This is a genomic window from Limosilactobacillus gorillae (assembly GCF_001293735.1).
Taxonomy (GTDB): Bacteria; Bacillota; Bacilli; order Lactobacillales; family Lactobacillaceae; genus Limosilactobacillus; species Limosilactobacillus gorillae.
In genome coordinates this window covers 1-21,784 of sequence record NZ_BCAH01000038.1, presented here as the reverse complement: position 1 = coordinate 21,784, position 21,784 = coordinate 1, and the positions used below count along the sequence as shown (strand labels likewise).

The following is a 21,784-nucleotide window of genomic DNA, read 5'->3' as shown; positions in this document are numbered from 1 at the left end:
GCTACAAGCCATCGATTTTGATCGGTGGTAGTTGACTTAGAATAATGAATGGAGATGTGGATCTTACATGCTAATTGCAAGTTACAACCGTCCGGGCATGGGCGATGTATTAGTGACGATAGTAGAAAATGGCACCGGAGAACAGACCGTTGTCACCAAGAACGGGGTCACTCAAATTCTCGGTGATAAGGGGCAGTTACTTGGTTACAACTTTAACAATGCCAGTCAACTGCTGGATGATTTACAAGACCACCGCGGTCAAATTGTTCTGACCGAACCACAGGTAGCTAAGCTAAACGAGGCTATTCAAAAGGCTGGCTTCACCACGTCGTTAGTCGCAGACCTGAGCCCGAAGTTTGTTGTTGGCTACGTTAGCGAAATAGAAGACCACCCAAAATCTGATCACCTTCACATCACCAAAGTTGACCTTGGTGATGAAACAGTTCAAATCGTCTGTGGCTCACCAAACATCACTGATCACGTTAAGGTGATTGTGGCCAAGGTTGGTGCCATGATGCCATCCGGGCAGATTATTTGGCCTGGTAAACTGGTCGGGGTTGAATCTAACGGAATGATTTGTTCCGGACGGGAGCTCAATCTGAACAACGCGCCTAATCAGCCAGGGTGCGTGATCTTACCGGATGACTTTGGCCAGGCCGGTGATACCTTTGACTTTAAAAAGGGGAACCACTTATTTTAGCCGCTGGATAGGTATGAGAGGACCAAAAAATGGAGAAAAAGACTTACTATTTTGTTGGAATTAAAGGGACCGGGATGGCTGCCTTAGCTCGTTTGTTAAAAGACCTTGGTAATGATGTCTTGGGTTCTGACATTGACAAGGAAACCTTCACCCAGCAACCACTGGAAAACGCCGGTATTCCAGTTCTTTCCTTTAACCCAGCAAACTTGAAGAATGGGATGATCGTGGTTCAGGGGAACGCCTTTGGTGATGACCATGAAGAAATTGTACGGGCAAAGGAAATGGGGCTGACAATTCAATCCTATCCGGACACGGTTGAACAGGTAGTTGTGGACCACACCTCAATTGGGGTGGCGGGGGCCCACGGGAAGACAAGTACGACCGGGTTATTAGCTCACGTTTTATCCAATGTGGAAAAGACTTCTTATCTGATCGGTGACGGGGTAGGAGGCGGCGTAAAAGATGCTCGTTTCTTTGTCTTTGAAGCCGATGAATACCGTGATCACTTCTTGGCTTACCATCCCGACTATGCGATCATGACCAACGTCGATTTTGATCACCCGGACTTCTTTAAGGACCTTGCTGATGTTAAGGATTCGTTTGAAACCTACGGCCGGCAGGTTAAAAAGGGTCTCTTTGCTTGGGGAGAAGACAAGAGTCTGCGGGATCTAAACGTTGATGTGCCAGTTTATTACTACGGGACCAAGGAAAACAACGACTTCCGGGCCACTAACATCATTCGGACGCCTGAAGGATCGACCTTTGACGCCTACTACAAGGACGAAAAGTTGGGTAACTTCACGATACACCTTTACGGTGAACACTCGGTCTTGAACTCGTTGGCTGTAATTGCCGTGGCCTACATGGAAAAAATTGATTTACAAGAGATCAAGACTGAGCTAGCATCCTTTGGCGGAGTTAAACGGCGGTTTGCTGAAGAAGACATCGCCGATATGAAGATCGTTGACGACTACGCCCATCACCCGTCTGAAATTAAGGCGACCATCGATGCGGCCCGTCAGAAGTACCCGGACAAGAAACTGGTGGTTGTTTTTCAACCACATACCTACTCTCGTCTGGCTGCTTACCTGACGGAATTTGGTAAGAGCCTGAGTAAGGCTGATAAGGTCTTTGTGACGCCGATCTTTGGTTCTATTCGGGAGCAAAACGGCTCTGTTTCGGCCGGCGACCTCGAAAAGTTGATCAAAGGAAGTGAAGACATTAATATGGATTCGCTTGAAAAGCTTTTGGCCTACCACGATGGGGTGGTTGTCTTCATGGGAGCCGGTGACATTGAAAAGTACGAAGATGAATACAAGACCCGCTTGAAGTAACGGGGGTAAATTAGTTGAAGGGAATGGTGGCATTTGCTACCATTCTTTTAGTTAGTAAAACAGAAAATTAATGGGAGGTTATATCGTGGACAACTTTTCACGTGAACCCGAACGGCGTGAAGTGAACGTCAGTGGGCTGAATTCTTTTTTGACCCGGATGTACGGGTTAATGTCTCTAGCAGTCTTCGTCTCGGCCATCACAGCATACTTAACCATGACCGTCTTTAAGACAGCGGTCTTCACCTTTGTGGCCGCCCATACCGGTCTGGTTTGGATTATCCTGTTGTTGCCAATTGCCCTTTCGATGGGGATTAGCTTTAGCGCCACCAGGAATCCGGTTGGCTCCTTTATTATGTTGATGATGGTGTCGATTATCTACGGGGTGGAGTTCTCCTTGATTTCGGCTATATACACAACCGCTAACATTGCAGCTGCCTTTGTTTCATCGGCTGTTATCTTTGTAACGATGGCTGCCTTTGGGACGTTTACTAAGCGGGATTTGAGTAAGGCCGGTAGCCATGCGATGGCCGCCTTGATTGCCTTAATCATTGCCTCGCTGATTAACATGTTCCTGCGCTCGGCAGCGATTACTTACATCTTCTCTTACATTGCCGTGATTATCTTCGTGGTTCTTACGGCTTGGGATGCTCAGAAGATGAAGGCCATTTATGTTAACTATGGTGCTGAGGTATCAATGGGGGGCTTAGCCGTCATGGGGGCGCTTCAACTTTACCTCGACTTCATTAACTTATTCTTACAGCTCTTGCAAATCTTTGGAATGAGTAACCGCGACTAGTAGAAATCGCGCAACGTTAAAGAACCCTAGAATTGTTAGACATATGTCTAACAATTCTAGGGTTCTTTTTTACTACTATACTAAGAAATCAGCAACGAGTTGAAGAGTCTGGGTACGCTGGTCACCATCACCATTTAACTGGTGACTGGCTCCCTTTATAAAGTGGATGGTGCCGTTTTGGTACATGATGTTGTACTTTTGGGAAGCCCGGGGATCAACAACGGTATCAGCCAGACCATGGATCATTAAAACTGGGCCGGCAAAATGTTGAGCCGTTTCGTAGATTGGTAAGAGTTGAGCAGTTCGGAAGTAATCGCCACCGACTGCAAAGCCACCCACGTTAACGGTGGCTGGTATGTGCTTGGGATCGTAATTTGTTCCCTGACAAGTTCCAATTAGAGCATCATCCTTGAGGGTAGCGGCAGGCGCCAAGAGAACCAGTTTAGTGATCACGTCACGGAAGTAGGCTGCTAGCATCGAAGCCACCACCCCGCCCTGGGAGTGACCAACAAGAATGATTTCTTTGGCACCAACCCTTTGGCGAGCGTATTCGATAATCTTCATCCCATCCAGGATTTCTGAGAAGACCGTCATGTCTAAAAAACGTCCGTCGGAGTGGCCGCACCCAGCAAAGTCAAAGCGCAGAGTGGCCAGTCCCTGGGCGTTTAAACGGTGGGCAACCTGGTTTAAGAGGCTTTCTTCTGTGTAACCAAGGTCCCCCTTGAAACCGTGCATCAAGATGGCGATCCGCTTGTTGTGGACCTGGTTGCTACCTTCTAAAAGTCCTCGTAGGGTCAATCCGTCGCGTTCAATTGAAACTTCCATCCGTATCAGCTCACTTTCTATTTGTTGCGTTAACAATACCTGCTAATCAGCCTGAAAGCAAGTACTTTAGCGTTGACTTAACAAGCCAAGGAGGGGAAAGTTTGCTACAATGAAAACAATGACTACACAGAAGGGACGAAGAGAAATGGCGAAGCAGCTTTTACTGATCGATGGCAACAGTATTGTTTTTCGGGCATTTTTTGCCATGCACAACCAGATGGATAAGTTTACCAACCAGGCGGGCTTGCACACGGCGGCCATATACGGCTTTAAGTTAATGTTAGACCACATTTTGGAGGAGGTTCAGCCAGATGCGGCGTTGGTGGCTTTTGACGCCGGTAGGACCACCTTCCGGACGGAAAAGTACGCCGATTACAAAGGTGGACGGGATAAGACGCCAAGTGAATTGACAGAGCAGCTCCCTTACGTTCGAAAGTTAGTGGAGGCTAGTGGACTTCATTCCTATGAGCTTGCTAACTACGAAGCCGATGACATCATTGGAACCCTGGCCAAGGAGGGAGATCAGGCCGGCTTTGAAACGATGATCGTAACCGGGGATCGAGACTTAACTCAGTTGGTTACCGACCATACCACCGTTGCTGTTACCAAGCGGGGGGTTACCCAGACTGAGAAATACACCCCTGCTTACATGCAAGAAAAACTGGGGGTAACGCCAACACAGTACATTGATGTTAAGGCCTTAATGGGTGATACCTCGGATAACTACCCAGGAGTAACCAAGATTGGTGAAAAAACGGCGGTAACCCTGATAAAGGAGTACGGCTCTTTGGATGGCCTCTACGAAAACGTGGCGGCAATGAAGAAATCCAAGCGCAAGGAAAATCTGATTAATGAAGAGAAAATTGCCCGGGCCTGCCAGGACCTGGCAACAATTCGTCGCGATGCTCCAATTGAGATTGGACTAAAAGACATTCAATACTCTGGACCCAAGCAAGAGGAGTTGTTTGACCTTTATCAAACACTTAACTTCAGATCCTTTTTGAAGGAATTTGATGGTCAGGGAGAAAAGGAGGGGATGCCTAAGGAAGTAATTGACTACCAGATCCTGACTAAGGATAACCTGGAAGTAGTTAAGCAACTGAGTGGGGAGATTGCTTTTCAATTAGAAATGTCGGAGGCCAATTACAATGAATCGCCATTGGTTGGCTTTGTAATTGGTAACGCTAAGCACTGGCTGGTGAGTCGGGATGTAAATTTACTGACGGAACCGGTACTCAAGGAACTTTTGCAGGACCCGGCAGTTAGAAAAGATGTTTTTAACGCTAAGGCTCAAATGGTTGGCTTGCACCGCCTGGGGATCGACCTGGCCGGGGTTGACTTCGACCTACTCTTAGCTTCGTACTTACTGAACACGAGCGAAAATGCAAATGACCTTGGTGTATTGGCCCAAGCCCACGATTACTATCGAGTTGAAACTGACGAAGAGGTGTACGGCAAGGGGGCCAAACTGGCGATTCCAGAAGACGACGATGTCTTCTTTAACCATTTAGCCAAGAAGGCTCGGGCAATCTTAGACCTCAAGGCGCCCCTGTATGATCAGCTAACTGAAAACGAACAGATGCCCCTGTATGAAGATATTGAGCGACCGCTGTCTTCCGTTTTAGCTCATATGGAAATTCGGGGGATTCACGTTGACGCGACGACCTTAAAACAAATGGGTTCCAAGTTGATTGAACGCGAACGGGAGCTGGAGCAGGCTATCTATCAGCAGGCCGGTATGGAATTCAACATTAATTCCCCGAAGCAACTGGGAGGAATCCTATTTGAAAAGATGGGGCTTCCAGTAATCAAAAAAACTAAAACTGGTTACTCAACCGCTGTTGACGTCTTGGAGAAGCTGGCTGACAGGGCGCCAATTGTCCAAAATATCCTAGCTTATCGTCAAATTAGTAAGCTGCAATCGACCTATATTACTGGATTGTTGAAGGTAATTGGTAAAAGTGATCAAAAGATTCATACCCGCTACTTACAGACCCTGACGGCGACGGGCCGGCTCTCATCGGTAGATCCAAACCTGCAAAACATTCCTGTTCGCTTGGAAGAAGGGCGTCAAATCCGGCGCGCCTTTATCCCATCAGAGCCGGGCTGGCAAATTTTCTCGTCGGATTACTCCCAAGTGGAACTGCGGGTCCTGGCTCACGTAACCGGTGATGAGAATTTGCGGGCCGATTTCTTGGCCGATAAGGATATTCACGCCGCTACGGCCAAGCGGATCTTCCACTTGGCTAGCGAAGACGAGGTGACACCTGATATGCGTCGTCAAGCTAAGGCGGTTAACTTTGGAATCGTGTATGGGATCTCTGATTTTGGCCTAGCTCAAAACATTCATGTTACCAGAGCTCGGGCGCATGATTTCATCCAGAGTTACTTTAAGGAATTTCCAGGTGTTGAAAGATACGTCCGTGAGATCGTGGAACAGGCTAAGGAAAAGGGCTACGTTGAGACAATTACTCACCGTCGCCGTTATCTACCCGACATTCACGCCAAGTCCTTTGCCAAGCGCTCCTTTGCGGAACGAACGGCGATGAATACGCCGATTCAAGGTTCGGCTGCCGATATCATTAAGATTGCAATGATTAGGATGGAAAAGGCCTTACAAGAGCGTGGGCTTAAGGCCCGGATGCTTCTGCAGATTCACGATGAATTGGTCTTTGAAGCACCCCAAGAAGAGATCGCTACTTTAGAAGAGCTAGTTCCATCAATTATGGGTTCAGCTGTTCAGCTAGCGGTTCCGTTGAAGGTTGAAAACAAGTCTGGGGCAACCTGGTACGACCTGAAGAAATAGAAATAATGAAGGGGCGGGAGGCAAAATACTTGCTAGGTCGCCCCTTTGTTGATAATTTAGAGTGGTTATAAACTAAGTAAAGGGGATAAAACAATGCCTGAAATGCCAGAAGTAGAAACCGTACGACGGGGTTTAATGCGTATTGCTGCCGGGCATCAGATCAAAGGAATCGATGTCATCTACGCAAAGACAATCGAAAACGACGTAGAGGAATTTCGCCAGGCACTGATTGGCCAAACCATTGAGCGTATTGACCGGCGGGGGAAGTACCTTCTTTTCCGCTTTTCCAACGACTTGACCATGGTCTCGCACCTACGGATGGAAGGGAGTTACTACAACCAATCAACGGGAGCCATGGTCGATAAACATACCCACGTGATCTTCCACTTTACTGACGGGACCGACCTGTGCTATCGCGATACCCGTAAATTTGGACGGATGCATCTGGTTAAGACGGGGCAAGAGATGACGGTTGGCGGGCTGAAAACAATTGGCCCAGAACCAACTGAAGAAGATTTTCGCTTCAACTACTTCAAGCAGATCCTAAACAAAAGCCGTAGCAAAATTAAGCCTTTTTTACTTGATCAGTCACACGTAGCTGGTTTAGGTAACATCTATGTTGATGAGGTATTGTGGCAAACTCAAATTAATCCTGAACAACCGGCCAATTTGCTGACTGATGATCAGATTTCCCACCTACGGGAAAACATTATTCAAGAAATTGCTCGGGCAACGGAAGGCCACGGGACAACCGTCCATACCTTTAAAAACGCTTTCGGGAATGCTGGGGAGTTTCAAAATGAACTTCAGGTCTACGGTCATGGTGGCGATGCATGCCCACGGTGTGGAACTAAGCTTATTAAGATTAAGGTTGCCCAACGGGGGACCACCTTTTGCCCGCACTGTCAGACCATGGTAAAAGAAGATGACTAGGGTGATCGGTTTAACCGGTGGGATTGCCAGTGGGAAGTCAACGGTGGCGGCCCTGTTGCGTCAGGCAGGGGCTGTGATTTTGGATGCAGACCAAGTGGCTCGAGCGGTGGTGGCCCCAAATAGTGAGGCCTTAACAAGATTGACCAAGGCCTTTGGTGAACAAATCTTGAATCCTGACCGGAGCCTGAACCGACAGCAATTAGGGCGCCTAATTTTTAACGATCCAGAGGCCCGTCGAGTGGTAGATGAAATCACTCACCCCTTAATTCGCCAGGTATTTGAAGCGAGCTTAGCTGGGTTGAAAAGGGCTGGCGTCCCGCTGGTAGTCCTGGATGTACCGTTGCTACTTGAAGCCGGTTACCAACGTTACTGTGATCAAGTGGTGGTAGTTAAGGTTGATCCATTAACTCAATTGAGTCGTCTGATGGAACGTAACCACTATTCGAGAAGGGAGGCTGAGCAAAGAATACAGTCTCAGATGCCCCTGGCGGAAAAACTGATTCATGCCGACCTGGTAATTGATAATGATGGCACTAAAGAAGAAACAGCGGCTCAGGTTGACCATTTGCTGGCCAAGTGGCACTTAGATGATAATTTGCATTCTATGGTATAATACAGTTTACGAAACATTTAGTCAGAAAATCAGGAGGAACAACGATGCTTTGTCCACACTGTCATCATAATGGATCCCGCGTGATCGACAGTCGCCCCGCTGAAGATGGGATGTCCATTCGGCGGCGGCGCGAATGCGTCAATTGTGGCTTCCGGTTTACCACCTTTGAACGCTACGAAGAAACTCCCTTGTTAGTAGTCAAAAAGGATGGGGCCCGGGAGGAATTTAACCGGCAAAAGATCTTAAATGGGCTGGTCCGGTCAGCCGAAAAACGTCCCGTCAGCATGGATAAGCTGACTAAGATTGCCGACCACGTCGAGGCGCGGGTACGCAGGCTGGGCGAAAACGAGGTGTCCAGCCAGGCGATCGGGGAGTTTGTCATGAACGAACTTAAACCAATTGATGAAATCGCCTACATTCGTTTTGCTAGTGTTTACCGTCAGTTTAAAGACGTCGACGCCTTTTCCAAGGAGATTGAGTCAATGAAAAAGGAGGGGCACTAATGCCCGAAGCACCCTTTAAATTGCAGCCCCAAACCGGCTACGTTTTAACAGCCAGCCCAGATTTTGGGGGCATCAATCAGGAGTGGTTAGTTGATTATTACCAACCCTTGCTCAATCCGGTTGCCACTAACTTATTGTTGATTCTGGTCAACCAGCTCTTACCTAACCCAACGGTAACCGAGCGCCGACAGCACACTGGATTGCTCGATCAACTGGGGGTAGGAATTAACCAGGTTGACCAAGCTAGGGTGCAACTGGAAGCGGTGGGGTTGTTACGAACCTTTTTTAAGGTTGATCAGCTAGGGCCGGTGGTGATTTACCAGTTGCAGCCCCTTAAGAGCCCAGCAGCCTTTTTAAAAGAGGACCTGCTAGCCGTGGTGCTCCTGCAGCACGTTGGGCAAACTCGCTATCAAGCGTTAGTTAAAAAAGCCAACCGTTACTACATGGCAACAACAGATTATCACGAGATCACTAAGGGCTTTTTTGACATCTTTAAGACGATGACAACCCCTGCCGATCAGCAACTGGTCACCACCAGTCAAACACAGCTTGGCCAGCCAAGTCCGCAAAAGAAGTCAGAGAATATCCTCACTTTGGACTGGACCTTTTTAGCTGGCCAAGTTCAGGTACAGGGGCTAGATGCAAGTGAGCTTTCAAAGCATCGTCAGCTGATTCTAACTGAGAAACGGGTCTATGGGCTAAGTGAGCTGGATCTGGTCAGCTCCTTGCTTTCAGCAACTGATCTAACCACCGGAAAGCTGGATGAAGAACAGTTTAAGTTAGTAGTCGCTAACCAGGCCCGACCCCAGGAGGTCCAAGAGGTGTCAGGTATTGAAACACCACCCGCCCAGGAACAAAAGAAGGCCCTGAATCAGCAGGAACAAGCCCTTGCTGATGAAGCTAACCAAGGTTCCCCCCTTCAGTACCTGACCGACCTAAAAAAGGCAACTGGCTCTGGTTTTGTCTCTTCGGCAGAACGAAAAACCTTAGAGCGCCTGGTCAGCCAAACTCCCTTGACCGATGGGGCGATCAATATCTTAAGCTACTATGTTTTGGTAGATCAGGGGAATGCCAATTTAGCAGCCAACTTTGTCAACGCAATTGCCAATAACTGGACACGCCAGGGGGTGCGAACAGCAAGTGATGCCGTACTCGCGATTCAGCGCTTTTGGCAAAAGGGCAACGCCCAGACCAAGCCGGTTAACAAACGGGGCCGGCGGGGGGCAATCGTTGAAAAACTACCGGATTGGGCTAAGGATGATCGGAAACGCCAGCACCAGGGGGTGTCTAGTGACCAGATTCAAGCTGGTAAGGAGGCCCTGGCCAAGTTACGGGCCGCCCAAAAGAAAACAACGCCGCCAAAGTGATTTACTCATGGTGGTTAACGGAAAGGATGGAAGGCCATGCAATCAATAACCCAGGCGGTGGAGGCTGCCTTAAAGGCCAGGGACAACAATCAGGCCTACCAGCAGCTCGTCGACCACGTGTTACATGACGAAGAGGTTCGCCGCTTTTTGGAACAGAATGCCACCCAGTTGTCGGTTGAAACGATTAAACGTGGCTACTCAAAACTTTATGAATACTACCGGGAACGAGAACTGATGCGTCAGGGGAAGGCAACGGTAGCCCCCGGTTATGCGCCCCGCTTAGAATTGGCTAACGGCCAAATCGCCGTTACCTACGTGCCAACTGCCCAGTTGAATGCTCAGCGTGAAGCCCAGGCTCGTTACAATCGGGTCCAAACGATTAACATGCCCAAGTTTATTCGCAGGGCTTCGTTTGATACTTTTTACATGGATCCGGAGCGTACCTCGGCTAGCCGGCAGCAGGCCTTTATCGCCGTGACTGAATTCATGAAGAATTACATGGCCCAAAAAGACTTTGTTCCTGGCCTTTACCTGTCCGGCAGCTTTGGAGTCGGTAAGACCTTCTTGTTGGGGGCGCTAGCTAACGAACTGGCCGGTCGGGGAGTAGCTTCGACCTTGGTTCACTTTCCAACCTTTGCGGTCCAGATGAAAGGGTCGATTGCAAATAATACCCTTGATCAGAAACGAGACCAGGTTAAAGAAGCGCCCATTTTAATGCTTGACGATATCGGCGCCGATGCTTTATCAACGTGGCTGCGTGATGACATCTTAGGAGTCATTTTGGAGTACCGGATGCAAGAAGAGTTACCAACCTTTTTCTCTTCCAACTTCACGATGGCAGAATTAGAAGCCCACTTAGCCGTAGATACGCAGGGAAACGTGGAACCCCTGAAGGCCAAACGGATCATGGAGCGAATCCGGTTTTTAGCCCGAGAGGTTCCAATGGATGGCATGAACCTACGTCAGGGATAAAGGCCTTGACAGGGGTAGCTGGATTTAGTATATTAGTAAACGTTGAAAGAAAAAGAAGAAGCACCCGCTTCTCGCCTAGGTGATCGGAGTCGCCGGGCTGACGAGATTAAATCCGAATAACCATTAGGGTTAGTTCGCTTTGCGGGGGTGGTCACACTCCCGTTTTTTCTTGCTTAATTTTCTTTCGCTAATCAAATTGGAGGTGTGTTGCCATAGCTCAAGGAATGATTGTCAATAACGGTATTCGTGCACGGGAAGTTCGCCTGATCGATCAGAACGGGGAACAACTTGGCATTAAGTCCAAGCGTGAAGCATTGCAACTTGCAGAGGATGCCGGCCTTGACCTGGTGCTTGTTGCACCCAAGGCTCGCCCAGCAGTTGCGCGGATCATGGATTACGGGAAGTACCGTTTTGAGATGCAAAAAAAGGAACGGGAAGCCCGTAAGAACCAAAAGACGGTTGCCGTTAAGGAAATTCGTTTAAGCCCAACGATCGACACCAATGACTTTAACGTTAAGTTAGGTCGGGTGCGTAAGTTCATTGAAAAGGGTGATCAAGTACGAGTTTCGTTACGGTTCCGTGGTCGGGCCATTACCCACAAGGATATCGGTCGAGACATGATTGAACGGATGGCGGAGGAAACTAAAGACATCGCCACAGTTGTGCAACGGCCAAAGATGGAAGGGCGGAGCATGTTCTTAACGCTTGCCCCGCTTGATAAGGCAAAAAAATAAATTAAGAAGGTAGGAATTCGTTATGCCAAAGATGAAGACTAAGAGCGCTGCTGCAAAGCGTTTTAAGCGGACCGCTAAGGGTGGTTTTAAGAGTGGTAACTCATTCACTTCTCACCGTTTCCACGGTAAGACTAAGAAGCAACGCCGTCAATTACGTGGCCTTTCCATGATGGATAAGTCAAACGTAAAGCGTTACAAGAAGATGGTTCCTGCTAAGTAATTGCGGGACGCACAGCGAATAATACTTTAAATTTGTAGGAGGATACCACTATGCGAGTTAAGGGTGGAACAGTTACGCGCGCTCGTCGGAAGCGCATCATGAAGTTAGCGAAGGGTTACACGGGTTCTAAGCACCGTCTGTTCAAGACTGCTAAGGACCAAGTGATGAAGGGTTACACGTATGCTTTCCGTGACCGGAAGGCCAACAAGCGTAACTTCCGCGAACTTTGGATTGCCCGGATCAACGCCGGTGCCCGGATGAATGGTCTGAGTTACTCCAAGCTGATGCACGGCCTGAAGTTAGCTAACATTGACATCAACCGCAAGATGCTTGCTGACTTGGCAGTTAACGACGCTGATGCTTTCAAGGCAATCGTTGACGAAGCTAAGAAGGCCCTGAACTAATTCAATTAGTCGGGAAAAAGAGATTAGGGTAGGGGCTAAACCTTGCCCTAATCTCTTTTTATTTTCAAGGGGGTGGGAGAATGACGAGCCCAATTTATGCCCGGTCACATATCTACCAGTACCGCTGGTTGGCGGTAGCCTTTACCTTTTGCGGAGGCTACATTGACGCTTATACCTACGGACTGCGGGGAAATACCCTCGCGGCGGGACAAACCGGTAATATTATCTTTTTCAGCCTGGAGCTGGCTCAGCACAACCTACCAGGACTAATTACCAAGCTGTTGACCTTTTTAGCCTTTGTTCTGGGGTTGGTGGCTGTTTCCTACTTCCGGGTCCACCACCGGACACATTACTGGCGAATTGCGAGCTTATTTCCCATCATTATAATCTGCTTGGTAATCGGATTTGTTCCGACCACCTGGTCCAATAACTTGGTGGTTCCGCCGCTGGCCTTTGGAATGGCGATGTTAAACCTGGCCTTCGATAAGATTGAAGGGGCAGGGTATAACAATGTCTTTTCCACTGGAAACCTCAAGAAGGCCGTCATTGGCTGGTGCTCTTACTTCTTTGAGGGTGATCGGGACGGCCTTAAGGCGGCAATTAATTATACTTGGCTGGTTAGCGCTTTTATTTTGGGGGCGGTCTTATCGGCTGAAATACAGCGGGTGTGGGGAGTCGCTACAATCTGGGGTGCTTCGGTTTTCATGACGGTTGTGAGTGGTATGTACGCCTTCTTGCTCTACCGGCGGAACCAATACACTAAAAACCCCTTTTACCTAGCAAGCAAAAAAGATGATGATCACTTGAATTGAAGCCCCCGCTTGCAATCACTATAATGGTAGTTATTACAAAGCACGTAAGGAGATATCCTGTGATAGAAAAATTCAAACCAACGTGGATGGTGAACTCAATTTACCGGGTTTCACCAGAGCAACTAAAGGCGCAGGGAATTCGGACGGTTTTTTCCGACCTTGATAACACCTTGATTGCTTGGAACAATCCAAACGGGACCCAGGAATTAAGAGACTGGATGATGTCCTTAAAGGCGGCTGGTATTCCCTTGATTGTGATTTCTAACAACAGCCACCGTCGGGTTGAGCGGGCCGTAGCCCCACTCAACCTTCCCTTTGTTTCACGGGCATTAAAGCCAATGTCGTTTGGGATTACTCGGGCCCGGATGCGTTTAGGACTTGAAAAAGATGAAGTGGTAATGGTGGGCGATCAGCTACTGACGGATGTGGCGGCTGCTAATACCGCTGGGGTACGTAGCATTTTAGTCCGCCCCTTGGTGGCAAGTGACCAGTGGAACACCAAGTTTAACCGGATCATGGAAAAGCAAGTCAAAAGGGCTTTGCGCAACAACTACCCAGCATTAACCTGGCAGGAGGAATTGAATGACTGAATTAAACATGGAAGAAGAATTACGCTGTATTGGGTGCGGGGCAATTATTCAGACTGAGGATAAAGGCGCCTTAGGCTATACGCCGGCATCAGCTTTAAAAAAAGGGATTGAGACCGGTGAGTTATACTGTCAACGCTGTTTTCGGCTACGTCACTACAATGAAATTGCCCCGGTTTCTTTGACTGATGATGATTTTTTACGGCTCTTAAGCCATATTCGCGAGGCCAACGCCCTGATCGTTTACGTGGTTGATATCTTTGACTTCAATGGTTCGATCATTCCGGGACTTCACCGCTTTGTGGGGGATAACCCGGTTCTTTTAGTTGGAAATAAAGAGGACCTTTTGCCACGTTCACTACGGCGTTCTAAGCTAACTGATTGGCTCCGCCAGCAGGCTAATCAAGCTGGGATTCGTCCTTTGCTGACGACGTTAGTCTCGGCTAAGAAAAACCACCAGGTTGAAGAACTACTAGAAACGATTGAAAAGTTCCGCCGAGGCCGTGATGTTTATGTGGTCGGGGTGACTAACGTTGGGAAGTCAACTCTGATTAATCAAATCATCAAGCAGCGGACTGGGGTTGAAGACCTAATCACTACGTCGCGCTTTCCGGGGACAACCTTAGACAAAATTGAGATCCCCCTCGATGATGGCCATGAGTTAGTCGATACCCCGGGGATTATTCACCAAGAACAAATGGCCCATGTCCTTCCAGCGGAAGACCTGCGTTTGGTGGCACCTCAAAAGGAAATTAAGCCCAAGACCTACCAGTTAAGCGAGCAGCAAACGATCTTCTTGGGGGGGATTGCTCGCTTTGACTACCTAAAGGGACCCCGGGCTGGCTTGACAGCTTATTTTGATAACAACCTTCCCCTTCACCGGACCAAGCTGGCTAATGCCGATGCCTTTTACGAAAAACACCTTGGCGGTCTCTTAGTTCCACCACACGAAAATGAAATTGAAGCCTTTCCGCCTTTAGAGCGGTTTGAATTTTCAATTACTGAGAAGTCAGACCTGGTCTTTGAAGGATTGGGCTGGATTACCGTTCCGGCTGGCCTGGTAGTTGCTGGGTGGGCACCAAAAGGGGTCAGTGTTCTAGTACGGCGGGCCATGATTTAAAAAGCGAGGAAAATAAAATGAATTTACGCGGAAAACAAAAACGATTTTTACGGGCTCAGGCTAACCACCTTCAGCCCCTCTTTGCAGTGGGGAAAAATGGTTTGACGCCGGCCTGGGTAGACCAGCTTACTGGTGCCCTTGATAAACGAGAATTGATAAAGGTCAATATCTTACAAAACAGCGATGCCACCGCTGATGAAGTTAGGGACTACATTGAAGAAAATAGTGATATTCAAGTGGTACAAACGATTGGCCGGGTTTTAGTCCTATTTAAGGTGGCCCAAGATCCACGCTTCCAAGACCTATCAGCGCAGGTGGCCAAAATCTAGTTAGTGGGGTGAGATTGTGGTAGAAGCAGCAGTGGTAAATGTAATCCCTAAGGTTCAGCCGCAGGCGGTGCAATTTGAACATCACCGGCGGGTGGGAATTTATGGCGGGACTTTTAACCCAGTTCATAATGCCCACTTGTTAGTTGCCGAACAGGTCGGTCGGACCCTTTCACTGGAGAAGGTGGCCTTTTTACCAGATATGCAACCACCCCACCGGGATTATAAGGGAACAATTGCTGCTGACCTGCGGGTGGATATGTTGAAACTGGCAACCGCTGATAATCCCTTCTTTGACATTGAAATGGAGGAAATCAACCGGGGCGGAGTTTCTTATACTTACGATACGATTAAGGCCTTAAAGGAAAAGCATCCCGATACGGATTACTACTTTATCATTGGCGGTGACATGGTCGATTACTTGCCAACTTGGAATAAGATCGACCAGCTAGTTGAACTAGTTAACTTCGTCGGTGTTCGGCGTAAGGGGGCTAAAAATGAAACCCACTACCCGGTAATCTGGGTTGACGTACCGACCGTGGAGATCTCTTCATCAGACATCCGAGCCCGGGTAAAAAACGGCCAGTCAATTCGCTATATGGTACCCAAGGCCGTTGAGGATTACATTAAGGAGCATCAGTTATACATTGACTAAGCAAATCAAGTATCACCAACATTTAATTCCAATGAAGCGAGAAGAGCTGGTGGATAAATTAGGGGCCACCCTTACCAAAAAGCGTTTTGAACATGTTTTGCGGGTGGAAGAAACGGCCCTTGAACTCGCCGAGGAAAATGGGGTCAACTTAGAGCCCGTTAGCATTGCTGCTTTATGCCACGACTATGCTAAGCAGCGCCCAGATGAGGATTTCATTTCAAAAATTAAGGAAAAGAAATTGGACCCGGATCTATTAAGTTACGGTAACGCCATTTGGCATGGGGTGGTCGGCGCCGAAATAGTTGCTGATGAATTAGGTGTTCATGATCAGCGAATCTTGGATGCCATCCGCCAGCACACGGTTGGGGCGGCGTACATGACAAAGCTCGCCCAGATTATTTACATGGCTGACTACATTGAACCTGGCCGGGACTTTCCTGGTGTTGATCAGGCCCGTAAGATCACGCACCAGGACTTAGGGAAGGGCGTTGCCTTTCAAACCAAACAAACTCTGGCCTACCTGATTCAAAAGGGGCAAGCCGTGTACCCGAAAACTTTAGCCACCTACAACGCGTGGGTGCCGAGCAATGGAAAGGAAAAATAATGCAAAGCAAAGAATTATTAGAAATGGTAGTTAAGGCCGCTGATGGCCGGCGCGCTGAAGATATTGTCGCCTTAAAGGTAGATCAAATTAGCCTAATGGCCGATTATTTCGTAATCATGACCGGGAGTTCTAACCGCCAGGTTCAAGCAATTGCTAACGCGATTGTCGAAAAGGCTCATGAAGAACACGTTGAGATTGGTTCGGTGGAAGGAAAGGAAGCCGCTCAGTGGATTCTGGTTGACCTTGGGGACGTGGTTGTTCACATCTTCCGGGAGGAAACACGTGACTTTTACAACTTGGAGAAGCTCTGGGCACAAGCACCAATGGTTGACTTGAGTGCCTGGGTAAAAGAGTAATGATTTACCAAACCTTCGCCCAGCTGTATGATGAGCTCTTCGATGATCAGCTCTACGCTGATTGGCAAAGTTTTGTTCAAAAAGAGGTTGAAAGGCCCGGTCGCTTATTAGACTTGGCGGGGGGTGCCGGTCGCTTGGCGGTTCGCTTAGCTAAGCAAGGCTTTCGGGTGACTGATGCCGACCTAAGTTCCGAAATGCTTACCTTAGCTGACCAACGTGCCCGAACGGACCAAGTTAACTTAGAGTTGGTTGAGGCTAACATGCTAGACTTAAGCGGGCTGGGGATGTTTGAAACGATTACCTGTTTTGCCGATTCCCTGTGCTATTTAAATGACCTTTCGGAGGTAACGACGGTTCTAAAGCAGGCCTATATGCACCTATTACCAGGCGGTAAGCTCTTATTTGATGTCATTACCCCCTATCAAACCGACGTGGTTTATCCGGGGTATTGCTACAACTACCAAGATGAGGACCACGCCCGGGCATTCATGTGGCAAAGTTTTGCTGACGACGAGGTAGAGCATGGGGTTATCCATGAGCTAACCTTCTTCATTGAGCAGGCTGACGGGCGCTATGATCGGGTGGCAGAAACCCACTTTGAAAAGACTTATCCACTCGCTACTTACCGAGCAGCGGTTAAAGCAGCCGGCTTTAAAAGACACCGGGTTAGTGCCGACTTTGGAAAAGAGACACCTAATGAAGAAACAACACGCTGGTTCTTTGCCTGCCAAAAGGGGGATTAGGTGAGTATGAAAGCAGTCGGATTAGTAGTTGAATATAATCCCTTTCATAATGGGCATCGCTACCATTTGCAGCAGGCTAAACAGGTAACTAAGGCTGATGTAGTGATTGCCGTGATGTCTGGTAACTTTACCCAGCGTGGTGAGCCGACCATTTTGGATAAGTGGACCCGGGCCAAGTGCGCCCTTGAAAACGGGGTTGATTTAGTAATTGAACTACCAGTTGCATCGGCGGTTCAACCAGCCCACCGCTTTGCAAGCGGGGCGTTAGAGTTATTAAACGATCTCGCCGTTAGTAACGTTGTTTTTGGTGCTGAACACCCGGACTGGGACTTTAATGCGATGGTTTTAGCGGAGCAGGCCTTTGACCAAGGAGCTTTTCATCAGTTTAATAACACATACGCAACTCAATTTAACCAGCAGCTGGAAGCAGTAACCGGCCACGCCCTAACCGACCCTAACGATATCTTGGCCTTTGCCTATCATCGGGCTAAGTATGAAGGCGGGTATTCCTTTAACCTTCACCCAATTAAGCGAATCGACAATCACTATGCCGATCACAAGTTAACGGGAAAGATCTCATCGGCCGGGGCAATCCGCCGAGCAATTCAAGAAAGTGGGGATGTTACCAAAACTGTGCCTACTCAGACTGCCCAAGCCTTAGCGATGATAGAGGAGGTTCCAAGTTGGGAACGACTTTATCCACTCTTAGCTAACCACTTAATCCAGACCCCTACTGAACAACTGGCAAAAACTTATCAGGTCAAGGAGGGACTGGAGAACCGGCTCAAGGAGGCTGCTCAGCAAAACCGAACCTTTGATGATTTCTTGCGGGCGGCTAAGACGAAGCGGTATACTTATGGGCGCCTATTACGGGTGGCCCTTTACCTAACATTGAACATGACTGACCAAGATATTAATGCCTATCACCCCTATCACCGGGTACTTGGCTTCACCAAGACTGGTCAGGAGTATTTACACCAGATTAAAAATAAACTTAACTACCCCTTGGTTACTAAGGTTAACCAGCGAATGAAGGACCAGGAACTGGCGCTTGATTACCGAGTTGGTAAATTGTACCAATTCTTTGGGGCAGATGAACAAGATGTCACCCGTGGGCCTATCCGAATTAATTAGAAGGGCGATCGGTGTCAAGGAAAAATCATTGACAAGGACTTGGGACCCGGGTATAATTAGGCACGTTGCATTAGGAGGTTAGTACCATGAAGTGGGCATTATCTGAGCTACATCGATATCAAGATGAGCCACTGCACGTTAATAGTACTTTAGATCTGAACGCATCACTGACCGATCGGTTTCCCGAAACCGTTTTGGCGGCCTCGCCAATTACAGTGGATGGGTACTTAAGCTATGATAAGGGGGATGCCACCCTAAGCGCCCAGGTAAAACTGGATCTCACGGTACCCTCAAGCCGATCCCTTGCTCCCGTGGTCATGCCACTCGACTTTACGGTCACCGAAACCTACTTGCCAGATGATAGTCACCGCGCCCGGTTTGAGGATCAAGATCAGCTGGTCTTAACTTTGGGTCCCGATGGCGTAATTGATCTTGATGAAATCTTGATTGAAAATATCATTGAGCAGGTTCCTCTTCGGGTGTTGACACCCGAAGAAGAGGAGGCCCAACACCTTCCAGAGGGGAAGGGATGGTCGATGGTTGAAGAGGCAGACGACCAACTAGAGCAAAATAATCAAGTTGATCCACGTTTCGCTAAGTTAAAGAACTTATTTCCTGATCAGGATAGCCGTAATTAGCGAACGGTTAGAAACCACTAGTGGATAAAAAAATTTAAGGAGGTGTCATACATGGCTGTACCAGCACGGAAGACATCAAAGACTCGTAAGCGTAACCGTCGGGGACACATCAAGTTAACTGTTCCGGGCTTAGCACCTTGCCAAAATTGTGGCGAGCTTCGCAAGTCCCACATGGTTTGCCCAAGTTGTGGTTACTACGATGGCAAGCAAGTTGTTGAAAACAACTAAATCATTAAAGGCTTCCCCTTAGGCGCCGGACCTGGGGAAGTCTTTTTTTATGGGAAGGTTAATCTTAAATTAATCCTAGCTAGGGTTAATGAGAGTTCTATGATAAAATAGGTTATGGTTAATAAGGCTAGTGTGCGATTGTAAGGAGAAAATGCTATGAGTCGGATTTTAATTATTGAAGATGAAGAAAACCTGGCGCGCTTTGTTGAGCTAGAACTAAAGCACGATGGTTACGAAACGGACGTTGAACTGGACGGTCGTCAGGGGTTAGATGCGGCCTTAAACCAGGATTTTGACGTCATCTTATTGGATCTGATGCTACCGGAATTAAACGGCTTAGAAGTTGCCCGCCGGGTTCGGGAAGTGAAGGATACCCCCATTATTATTATGACCGCGCGTGATTCCGTCATTGACCGGGTTTCAGGCTTAGATCATGGGGCTGATGACTATATCGTTAAGCCGTTTGCTATTGAAGAACTATTGGCTCGGGTTCGGGCTCTTTTACGTCGGATTTCGATCGAAGGTGATGCTAACAGTGTCCACCAAACAACCGTCACCTATCAAGATCTGACGATCGAAAAGGAAAACCGGGTTGTCCGGCGTGGTGACGAGGTGATCAACCTAACTAAGCGTGAGTACGAATTGCTCTTGATTCTGATGGAAAATATCAACGTGGTAATGTCCCGAAAGGAACTTCTGTCCAAGGTTTGGGGCTATGACTCCAAGGTTGAAACTAACGTAGTCGATGTTTACATCCGATACCTGCGAAACAAGATTGACCGGCCCGGCGAAAAGAGCTATATTCAGACCGTTCGTGGGACTGGTTACGTAATTCGCTCCTAGGTAGGGTAGGTGGCTGTGATGGACGAACAAAAAAGGAGGAAGCATTTTTTCTCTCTTAAGCTAAAGTGGGCTTTGGGAACGGCGTTGGGATCGTTAATCATTTCCTTAGTGGTGATCATGGTTCTCTTTTCTTCGTTCACACAGGATTTGTTGAGCCAGGAACGCCAAACCCTAACTCAGTCGCTAGTGACAATCAGCCAAAAGCTAGGAAAGTCCACGAGCAGTGAATTAACAGTGGCTAAAGTCAACCAGACACTAAAAGACAATGTCTTAACCCCAGAAGGAAATGACGGCGGAACGATTTACCAGCGGCCGGTGATTCAGGGGTTATCAGATGGGCACTTGACTGTAACGGTTTACGATCAGAGTGGGAAGGAACTTTTTTCAACTGGTAAGGAGAACCAGGGCTTTAAAAAAGTTAGTACCCAAACCATCAAGATGGCCGACGGCAAAAATCATCAGTACCTAATTGGGCGGGAGCCAATTCTTAGTGCTGATAACTACCGCATGATTGGTTACCTGCAGGTTGAAAACAACCTGGATAACTATTACCAGCATTACCGGCACTTGGAATTAATTTCGGTGCTAGCCCTCATCTTGGTCGTAATTTTTTCTGGGTTGATGGGGTATTTCTTATCCTACTTCTTGTTACGACCCCTTAATGACATTCAAGAAACGGTGGAGGTTTTACGTGATGACCCCACGAAAGATAAACGGGTACCCGTTACAAGTCGAACCGATGAACTTGGTGAACTGGCTTGGATGTTCAATGAGATGATTGATCGGACGCAGCGCTACATTGATCAGCAGTCCCAGTTCGTTGGTGATGTTTCACACGAGTTGCGGACCCCGGTGGCCATCATTCAAGGACACATGCAGCTATTGCAGCGGTGGGGGAAGGATGATCCTAAGCAGCTGGAGGAGTCAATCAACGCGGCACTTGCTGAAACCAACCGGATGAACACTCTGATCGGGGAAATGCTGGACCTAACACGCGCGGGTCAGGTGGAAGTTAACTTTAGGAATGCCACTACCCACGTTAAAAAGCTGGTTAACCAGGTTTACGATAACTTTCGGATGATTCACCCCGATTTCCACTTTAGTTTGGATGATGATTTGGATGAAGACCTCTTGGTTCCAGTTTACCGGGACCACCTTGAACAGATTTTGATTATCTTGTGTGATAACGCTGTTAAGTATTCGACGGAGCGTAAGGAAATACACCTGTCGCTTTCACGCAACATGCAAGCAGTTGAAATTGGAGTCCAGGACTTCGGGGAGGGGATCTCCCAGGAGAATCTAAACCGGGTTTTTGATCGCTTTTACCGGGTTGATAAAGCACGGAGCCGCAAGAAGGGCGGTAATGGCCTGGGGTTAGCAATTGCCAAGCGACTAGTGGAGGGATACCATGGGACGGTAACGGTTGAAAGTCAACTGGGCTCTGGTTCACTTTTTCGTATCACCCTGCCGATCGTTGAAGCAAGTGACAAGTAAATTAACGATAAGAAATTAAAAATGGGAGGGCCCCCTC

General features: G+C 48.1%; 26 protein-coding genes and 1 other annotated feature. Of the genes, 25 read left to right on the top strand and 1 reads right to left on the bottom strand.

What is annotated here, in order from left to right:
* Window positions 1-67 precede the first annotated feature (67 nt).
* From ytpR to AOQ57_RS06970, 3 genes are all read left to right on the top strand, one after another.
* Window positions 68-700: a YtpR family tRNA-binding protein gene (gene ytpR / locus AOQ57_RS06980; RefSeq protein ID WP_093626536.1), complete on the top strand. Its 633-nt coding sequence runs from the start codon at window positions 68-70 to the stop codon at window positions 698-700.
* Window positions 701-729: 29 nt separating this feature from the next.
* A complete protein-coding gene (murC, locus tag AOQ57_RS06975; protein ID WP_093626534.1) occupies window positions 730-2,034 on the top strand; it encodes a UDP-N-acetylmuramate--L-alanine ligase in 1,305 nt (434 codons plus the stop codon).
* A gap of 85 nt (window positions 2,035-2,119) precedes the next feature.
* Entirely contained in the window at window positions 2,120-2,830 is a 711-nt protein-coding gene (locus AOQ57_RS06970; protein ID WP_093626532.1) for a Bax inhibitor-1/YccA family protein, read from the top strand.
* 75 nt (window positions 2,831-2,905) lie between these two features.
* Here the strand turns inward: AOQ57_RS06970 and AOQ57_RS06965 are convergent, their stop codons facing one another.
* A complete protein-coding gene (locus tag AOQ57_RS06965) occupies window positions 2,906-3,655 on the bottom strand; it encodes an alpha/beta hydrolase (protein WP_093626530.1) in 750 nt (249 codons plus the stop codon).
* Between the two features lie 145 nt (window positions 3,656-3,800).
* On the opposite strand from AOQ57_RS06965, the gene polA reads away from it, so the two are divergent.
* From polA to AOQ57_RS06855, 22 genes are all read left to right on the top strand, one after another.
* Entirely contained in the window at window positions 3,801-6,461 is a 2,661-nt protein-coding gene (gene polA / locus AOQ57_RS06960; RefSeq protein ID WP_093626528.1) for a DNA polymerase I, read from the top strand.
* 93 nt (window positions 6,462-6,554) lie between these two features.
* The gene (gene mutM / locus AOQ57_RS06955; protein ID WP_093626526.1) at window positions 6,555-7,394 is read left to right on the top strand and encodes a DNA-formamidopyrimidine glycosylase; all 840 of its coding nucleotides are present in this window, start codon (window positions 6,555-6,557) and stop codon (window positions 7,392-7,394) included.
* Window positions 7,387-8,007: a dephospho-CoA kinase gene (coaE, locus tag AOQ57_RS06950; RefSeq protein ID WP_093626525.1), complete on the top strand. Its 621-nt coding sequence runs from the start codon at window positions 7,387-7,389 to the stop codon at window positions 8,005-8,007. The genes mutM and coaE overlap by 8 nt, the downstream gene beginning before the upstream one ends.
* A gap of 44 nt (window positions 8,008-8,051) precedes the next feature.
* Window positions 8,052-8,510 (top strand): transcriptional regulator NrdR, encoded by a 459-nt coding sequence (nrdR, locus tag AOQ57_RS06945; RefSeq protein ID WP_093626523.1) that lies wholly within the window; start codon window positions 8,052-8,054, stop codon window positions 8,508-8,510.
* Window positions 8,510-9,877, top strand: a complete 1,368-nt coding sequence (locus AOQ57_RS06940; RefSeq protein ID WP_093626521.1) for a DnaD domain protein — start codon at window positions 8,510-8,512, stop codon at window positions 9,875-9,877. The genes nrdR and AOQ57_RS06940 overlap by 1 nt, the downstream gene beginning before the upstream one ends.
* Before the next feature lie 36 nt (window positions 9,878-9,913).
* Complete coding sequence (gene dnaI / locus AOQ57_RS06935) at window positions 9,914-10,849, top strand: primosomal protein DnaI (protein ID WP_093626519.1); 936 nt, start codon at window positions 9,914-9,916, stop codon at window positions 10,847-10,849.
* A 46-nt stretch (window positions 10,850-10,895) separates the two neighbouring features.
* Window positions 10,896-11,026, top strand: a sequence feature (ribosomal protein L20 leader region).
* A gap of 47 nt (window positions 11,027-11,073) precedes the next feature.
* Complete coding sequence (infC, locus tag AOQ57_RS06930) at window positions 11,074-11,583, top strand: translation initiation factor IF-3 (RefSeq protein WP_003683701.1); 510 nt, start codon at window positions 11,074-11,076, stop codon at window positions 11,581-11,583.
* 22 nt (window positions 11,584-11,605) lie between these two features.
* Window positions 11,606-11,803, top strand: a complete 198-nt coding sequence (rpmI, locus tag AOQ57_RS06925; protein ID WP_093626517.1) for a 50S ribosomal protein L35 — start codon at window positions 11,606-11,608, stop codon at window positions 11,801-11,803.
* A gap of 50 nt (window positions 11,804-11,853) precedes the next feature.
* Window positions 11,854-12,207: a 50S ribosomal protein L20 gene (gene rplT, locus AOQ57_RS06920; RefSeq protein WP_093626516.1), complete on the top strand. Its 354-nt coding sequence runs from the start codon at window positions 11,854-11,856 to the stop codon at window positions 12,205-12,207.
* An 80-nt stretch (window positions 12,208-12,287) separates the two neighbouring features.
* Window positions 12,288-13,019 carry a YoaK family protein gene (locus tag AOQ57_RS06915; RefSeq protein ID WP_093626514.1) on the top strand — a complete coding sequence of 244 codons (732 nt, stop codon included), beginning with the start codon at window positions 12,288-12,290 and terminating at the stop codon, window positions 13,017-13,019.
* A gap of 59 nt (window positions 13,020-13,078) precedes the next feature.
* Window positions 13,079-13,609: a YqeG family HAD IIIA-type phosphatase gene (locus AOQ57_RS06910; protein ID WP_093626511.1), complete on the top strand. Its 531-nt coding sequence runs from the start codon at window positions 13,079-13,081 to the stop codon at window positions 13,607-13,609.
* Window positions 13,602-14,726 carry a ribosome biogenesis GTPase YqeH gene (gene yqeH / locus AOQ57_RS06905; RefSeq protein WP_093626509.1) on the top strand — a complete coding sequence of 375 codons (1,125 nt, stop codon included), beginning with the start codon at window positions 13,602-13,604 and terminating at the stop codon, window positions 14,724-14,726. The genes AOQ57_RS06910 and yqeH overlap by 8 nt, the downstream gene beginning before the upstream one ends.
* A gap of 17 nt (window positions 14,727-14,743) precedes the next feature.
* Entirely contained in the window at window positions 14,744-15,055 is a 312-nt protein-coding gene (gene yhbY / locus AOQ57_RS06900) for a ribosome assembly RNA-binding protein YhbY (RefSeq protein ID WP_093626507.1), read from the top strand.
* A 16-nt stretch (window positions 15,056-15,071) separates the two neighbouring features.
* Entirely contained in the window at window positions 15,072-15,707 is a 636-nt protein-coding gene (locus tag AOQ57_RS06895) for a nicotinate-nucleotide adenylyltransferase (protein ID WP_093626505.1), read from the top strand.
* A gap of 31 nt (window positions 15,708-15,738) precedes the next feature.
* Complete coding sequence (yqeK, locus tag AOQ57_RS06890) at window positions 15,739-16,311, top strand: bis(5'-nucleosyl)-tetraphosphatase (symmetrical) YqeK (protein ID WP_439950843.1); 573 nt, start codon at window positions 15,739-15,741, stop codon at window positions 16,309-16,311.
* Window positions 16,311-16,667 carry a ribosome silencing factor gene (gene rsfS, locus AOQ57_RS06885; protein ID WP_093626501.1) on the top strand — a complete coding sequence of 119 codons (357 nt, stop codon included), beginning with the start codon at window positions 16,311-16,313 and terminating at the stop codon, window positions 16,665-16,667. Before yqeK ends, rsfS begins: the two co-directional genes overlap by 1 nt.
* Complete coding sequence (locus AOQ57_RS06880; RefSeq protein ID WP_093626500.1) at window positions 16,667-17,410, top strand: class I SAM-dependent methyltransferase; 744 nt, start codon at window positions 16,667-16,669, stop codon at window positions 17,408-17,410. The genes rsfS and AOQ57_RS06880 overlap by 1 nt, the downstream gene beginning before the upstream one ends.
* Window positions 17,411-17,416: 6 nt before the next feature.
* A complete protein-coding gene (locus tag AOQ57_RS06875) occupies window positions 17,417-18,544 on the top strand; it encodes a nucleotidyltransferase (RefSeq protein ID WP_093626498.1) in 1,128 nt (375 codons plus the stop codon).
* A gap of 86 nt (window positions 18,545-18,630) precedes the next feature.
* Window positions 18,631-19,182 carry a DUF177 domain-containing protein gene (locus AOQ57_RS06870; protein WP_093626496.1) on the top strand — a complete coding sequence of 184 codons (552 nt, stop codon included), beginning with the start codon at window positions 18,631-18,633 and terminating at the stop codon, window positions 19,180-19,182.
* A gap of 51 nt (window positions 19,183-19,233) precedes the next feature.
* On the top strand, window positions 19,234-19,410 hold the full coding sequence (gene rpmF, locus AOQ57_RS06865; protein WP_093626494.1) for a 50S ribosomal protein L32: 177 nt from the start codon (window positions 19,234-19,236) through the stop codon (window positions 19,408-19,410).
* Between the two features lie 156 nt (window positions 19,411-19,566).
* Window positions 19,567-20,253, top strand: a complete 687-nt coding sequence (locus AOQ57_RS06860) for a response regulator transcription factor (protein ID WP_049183246.1) — start codon at window positions 19,567-19,569, stop codon at window positions 20,251-20,253.
* An 18-nt stretch (window positions 20,254-20,271) separates the two neighbouring features.
* Window positions 20,272-21,747 carry a HAMP domain-containing sensor histidine kinase gene (locus AOQ57_RS06855; protein WP_093626492.1) on the top strand — a complete coding sequence of 492 codons (1,476 nt, stop codon included), beginning with the start codon at window positions 20,272-20,274 and terminating at the stop codon, window positions 21,745-21,747.
* Window positions 21,748-21,784 lie beyond the last annotated feature (37 nt).

Coding starts and splice junctions, on each gene's coding strand:
- mutM (WP_093626526.1), top strand. CDS start 6,555: ATGCCTGAAATGCCAGAAGTAGAAACCGTACGACGGGGTTTAATGCGT.
- murC (WP_093626534.1), top strand. CDS start 730: ATGGAGAAAAAGACTTACTATTTTGTTGGAATTAAAGGGACCGGGATG.
- AOQ57_RS06875 (WP_093626498.1), top strand. CDS start 17,417: ATGAAAGCAGTCGGATTAGTAGTTGAATATAATCCCTTTCATAATGGG.
- rpmF (WP_093626494.1), top strand. CDS start 19,234: ATGGCTGTACCAGCACGGAAGACATCAAAGACTCGTAAGCGTAACCGT.
- rplT (WP_093626516.1), top strand. CDS start 11,854: ATGCGAGTTAAGGGTGGAACAGTTACGCGCGCTCGTCGGAAGCGCATC.
- AOQ57_RS06940 (WP_093626521.1), top strand. CDS start 8,510: ATGCCCGAAGCACCCTTTAAATTGCAGCCCCAAACCGGCTACGTTTTA.
- polA (WP_093626528.1), top strand. CDS start 3,801: ATGGCGAAGCAGCTTTTACTGATCGATGGCAACAGTATTGTTTTTCGG.
- AOQ57_RS06965 (WP_093626530.1), bottom strand. CDS start 3,655: ATGGAAGTTTCAATTGAACGCGACGGATTGACCCTACGAGGACTTTTA.
- dnaI (WP_093626519.1), top strand. CDS start 9,914: ATGCAATCAATAACCCAGGCGGTGGAGGCTGCCTTAAAGGCCAGGGAC.
- AOQ57_RS06915 (WP_093626514.1), top strand. CDS start 12,288: ATGACGAGCCCAATTTATGCCCGGTCACATATCTACCAGTACCGCTGG.
- yhbY (WP_093626507.1), top strand. CDS start 14,744: ATGAATTTACGCGGAAAACAAAAACGATTTTTACGGGCTCAGGCTAAC.
- yqeH (WP_093626509.1), top strand. CDS start 13,602: ATGACTGAATTAAACATGGAAGAAGAATTACGCTGTATTGGGTGCGGG.
- infC (WP_003683701.1), top strand. CDS start 11,074: ATGATTGTCAATAACGGTATTCGTGCACGGGAAGTTCGCCTGATCGAT.
- AOQ57_RS06860 (WP_049183246.1), top strand. CDS start 19,567: ATGAGTCGGATTTTAATTATTGAAGATGAAGAAAACCTGGCGCGCTTT.
- ytpR (WP_093626536.1), top strand. CDS start 68: ATGCTAATTGCAAGTTACAACCGTCCGGGCATGGGCGATGTATTAGTG.
- nrdR (WP_093626523.1), top strand. CDS start 8,052: ATGCTTTGTCCACACTGTCATCATAATGGATCCCGCGTGATCGACAGT.
- yqeK (WP_439950843.1), top strand. CDS start 15,739: ATGAAGCGAGAAGAGCTGGTGGATAAATTAGGGGCCACCCTTACCAAA.
- rpmI (WP_093626517.1), top strand. CDS start 11,606: ATGCCAAAGATGAAGACTAAGAGCGCTGCTGCAAAGCGTTTTAAGCGG.
- AOQ57_RS06880 (WP_093626500.1), top strand. CDS start 16,667: ATGATTTACCAAACCTTCGCCCAGCTGTATGATGAGCTCTTCGATGAT.
- AOQ57_RS06870 (WP_093626496.1), top strand. CDS start 18,631: ATGAAGTGGGCATTATCTGAGCTACATCGATATCAAGATGAGCCACTG.
- AOQ57_RS06855 (WP_093626492.1), top strand. CDS start 20,272: ATGGACGAACAAAAAAGGAGGAAGCATTTTTTCTCTCTTAAGCTAAAG.
- rsfS (WP_093626501.1), top strand. CDS start 16,311: ATGCAAAGCAAAGAATTATTAGAAATGGTAGTTAAGGCCGCTGATGGC.
- coaE (WP_093626525.1), top strand. CDS start 7,387: ATGACTAGGGTGATCGGTTTAACCGGTGGGATTGCCAGTGGGAAGTCA.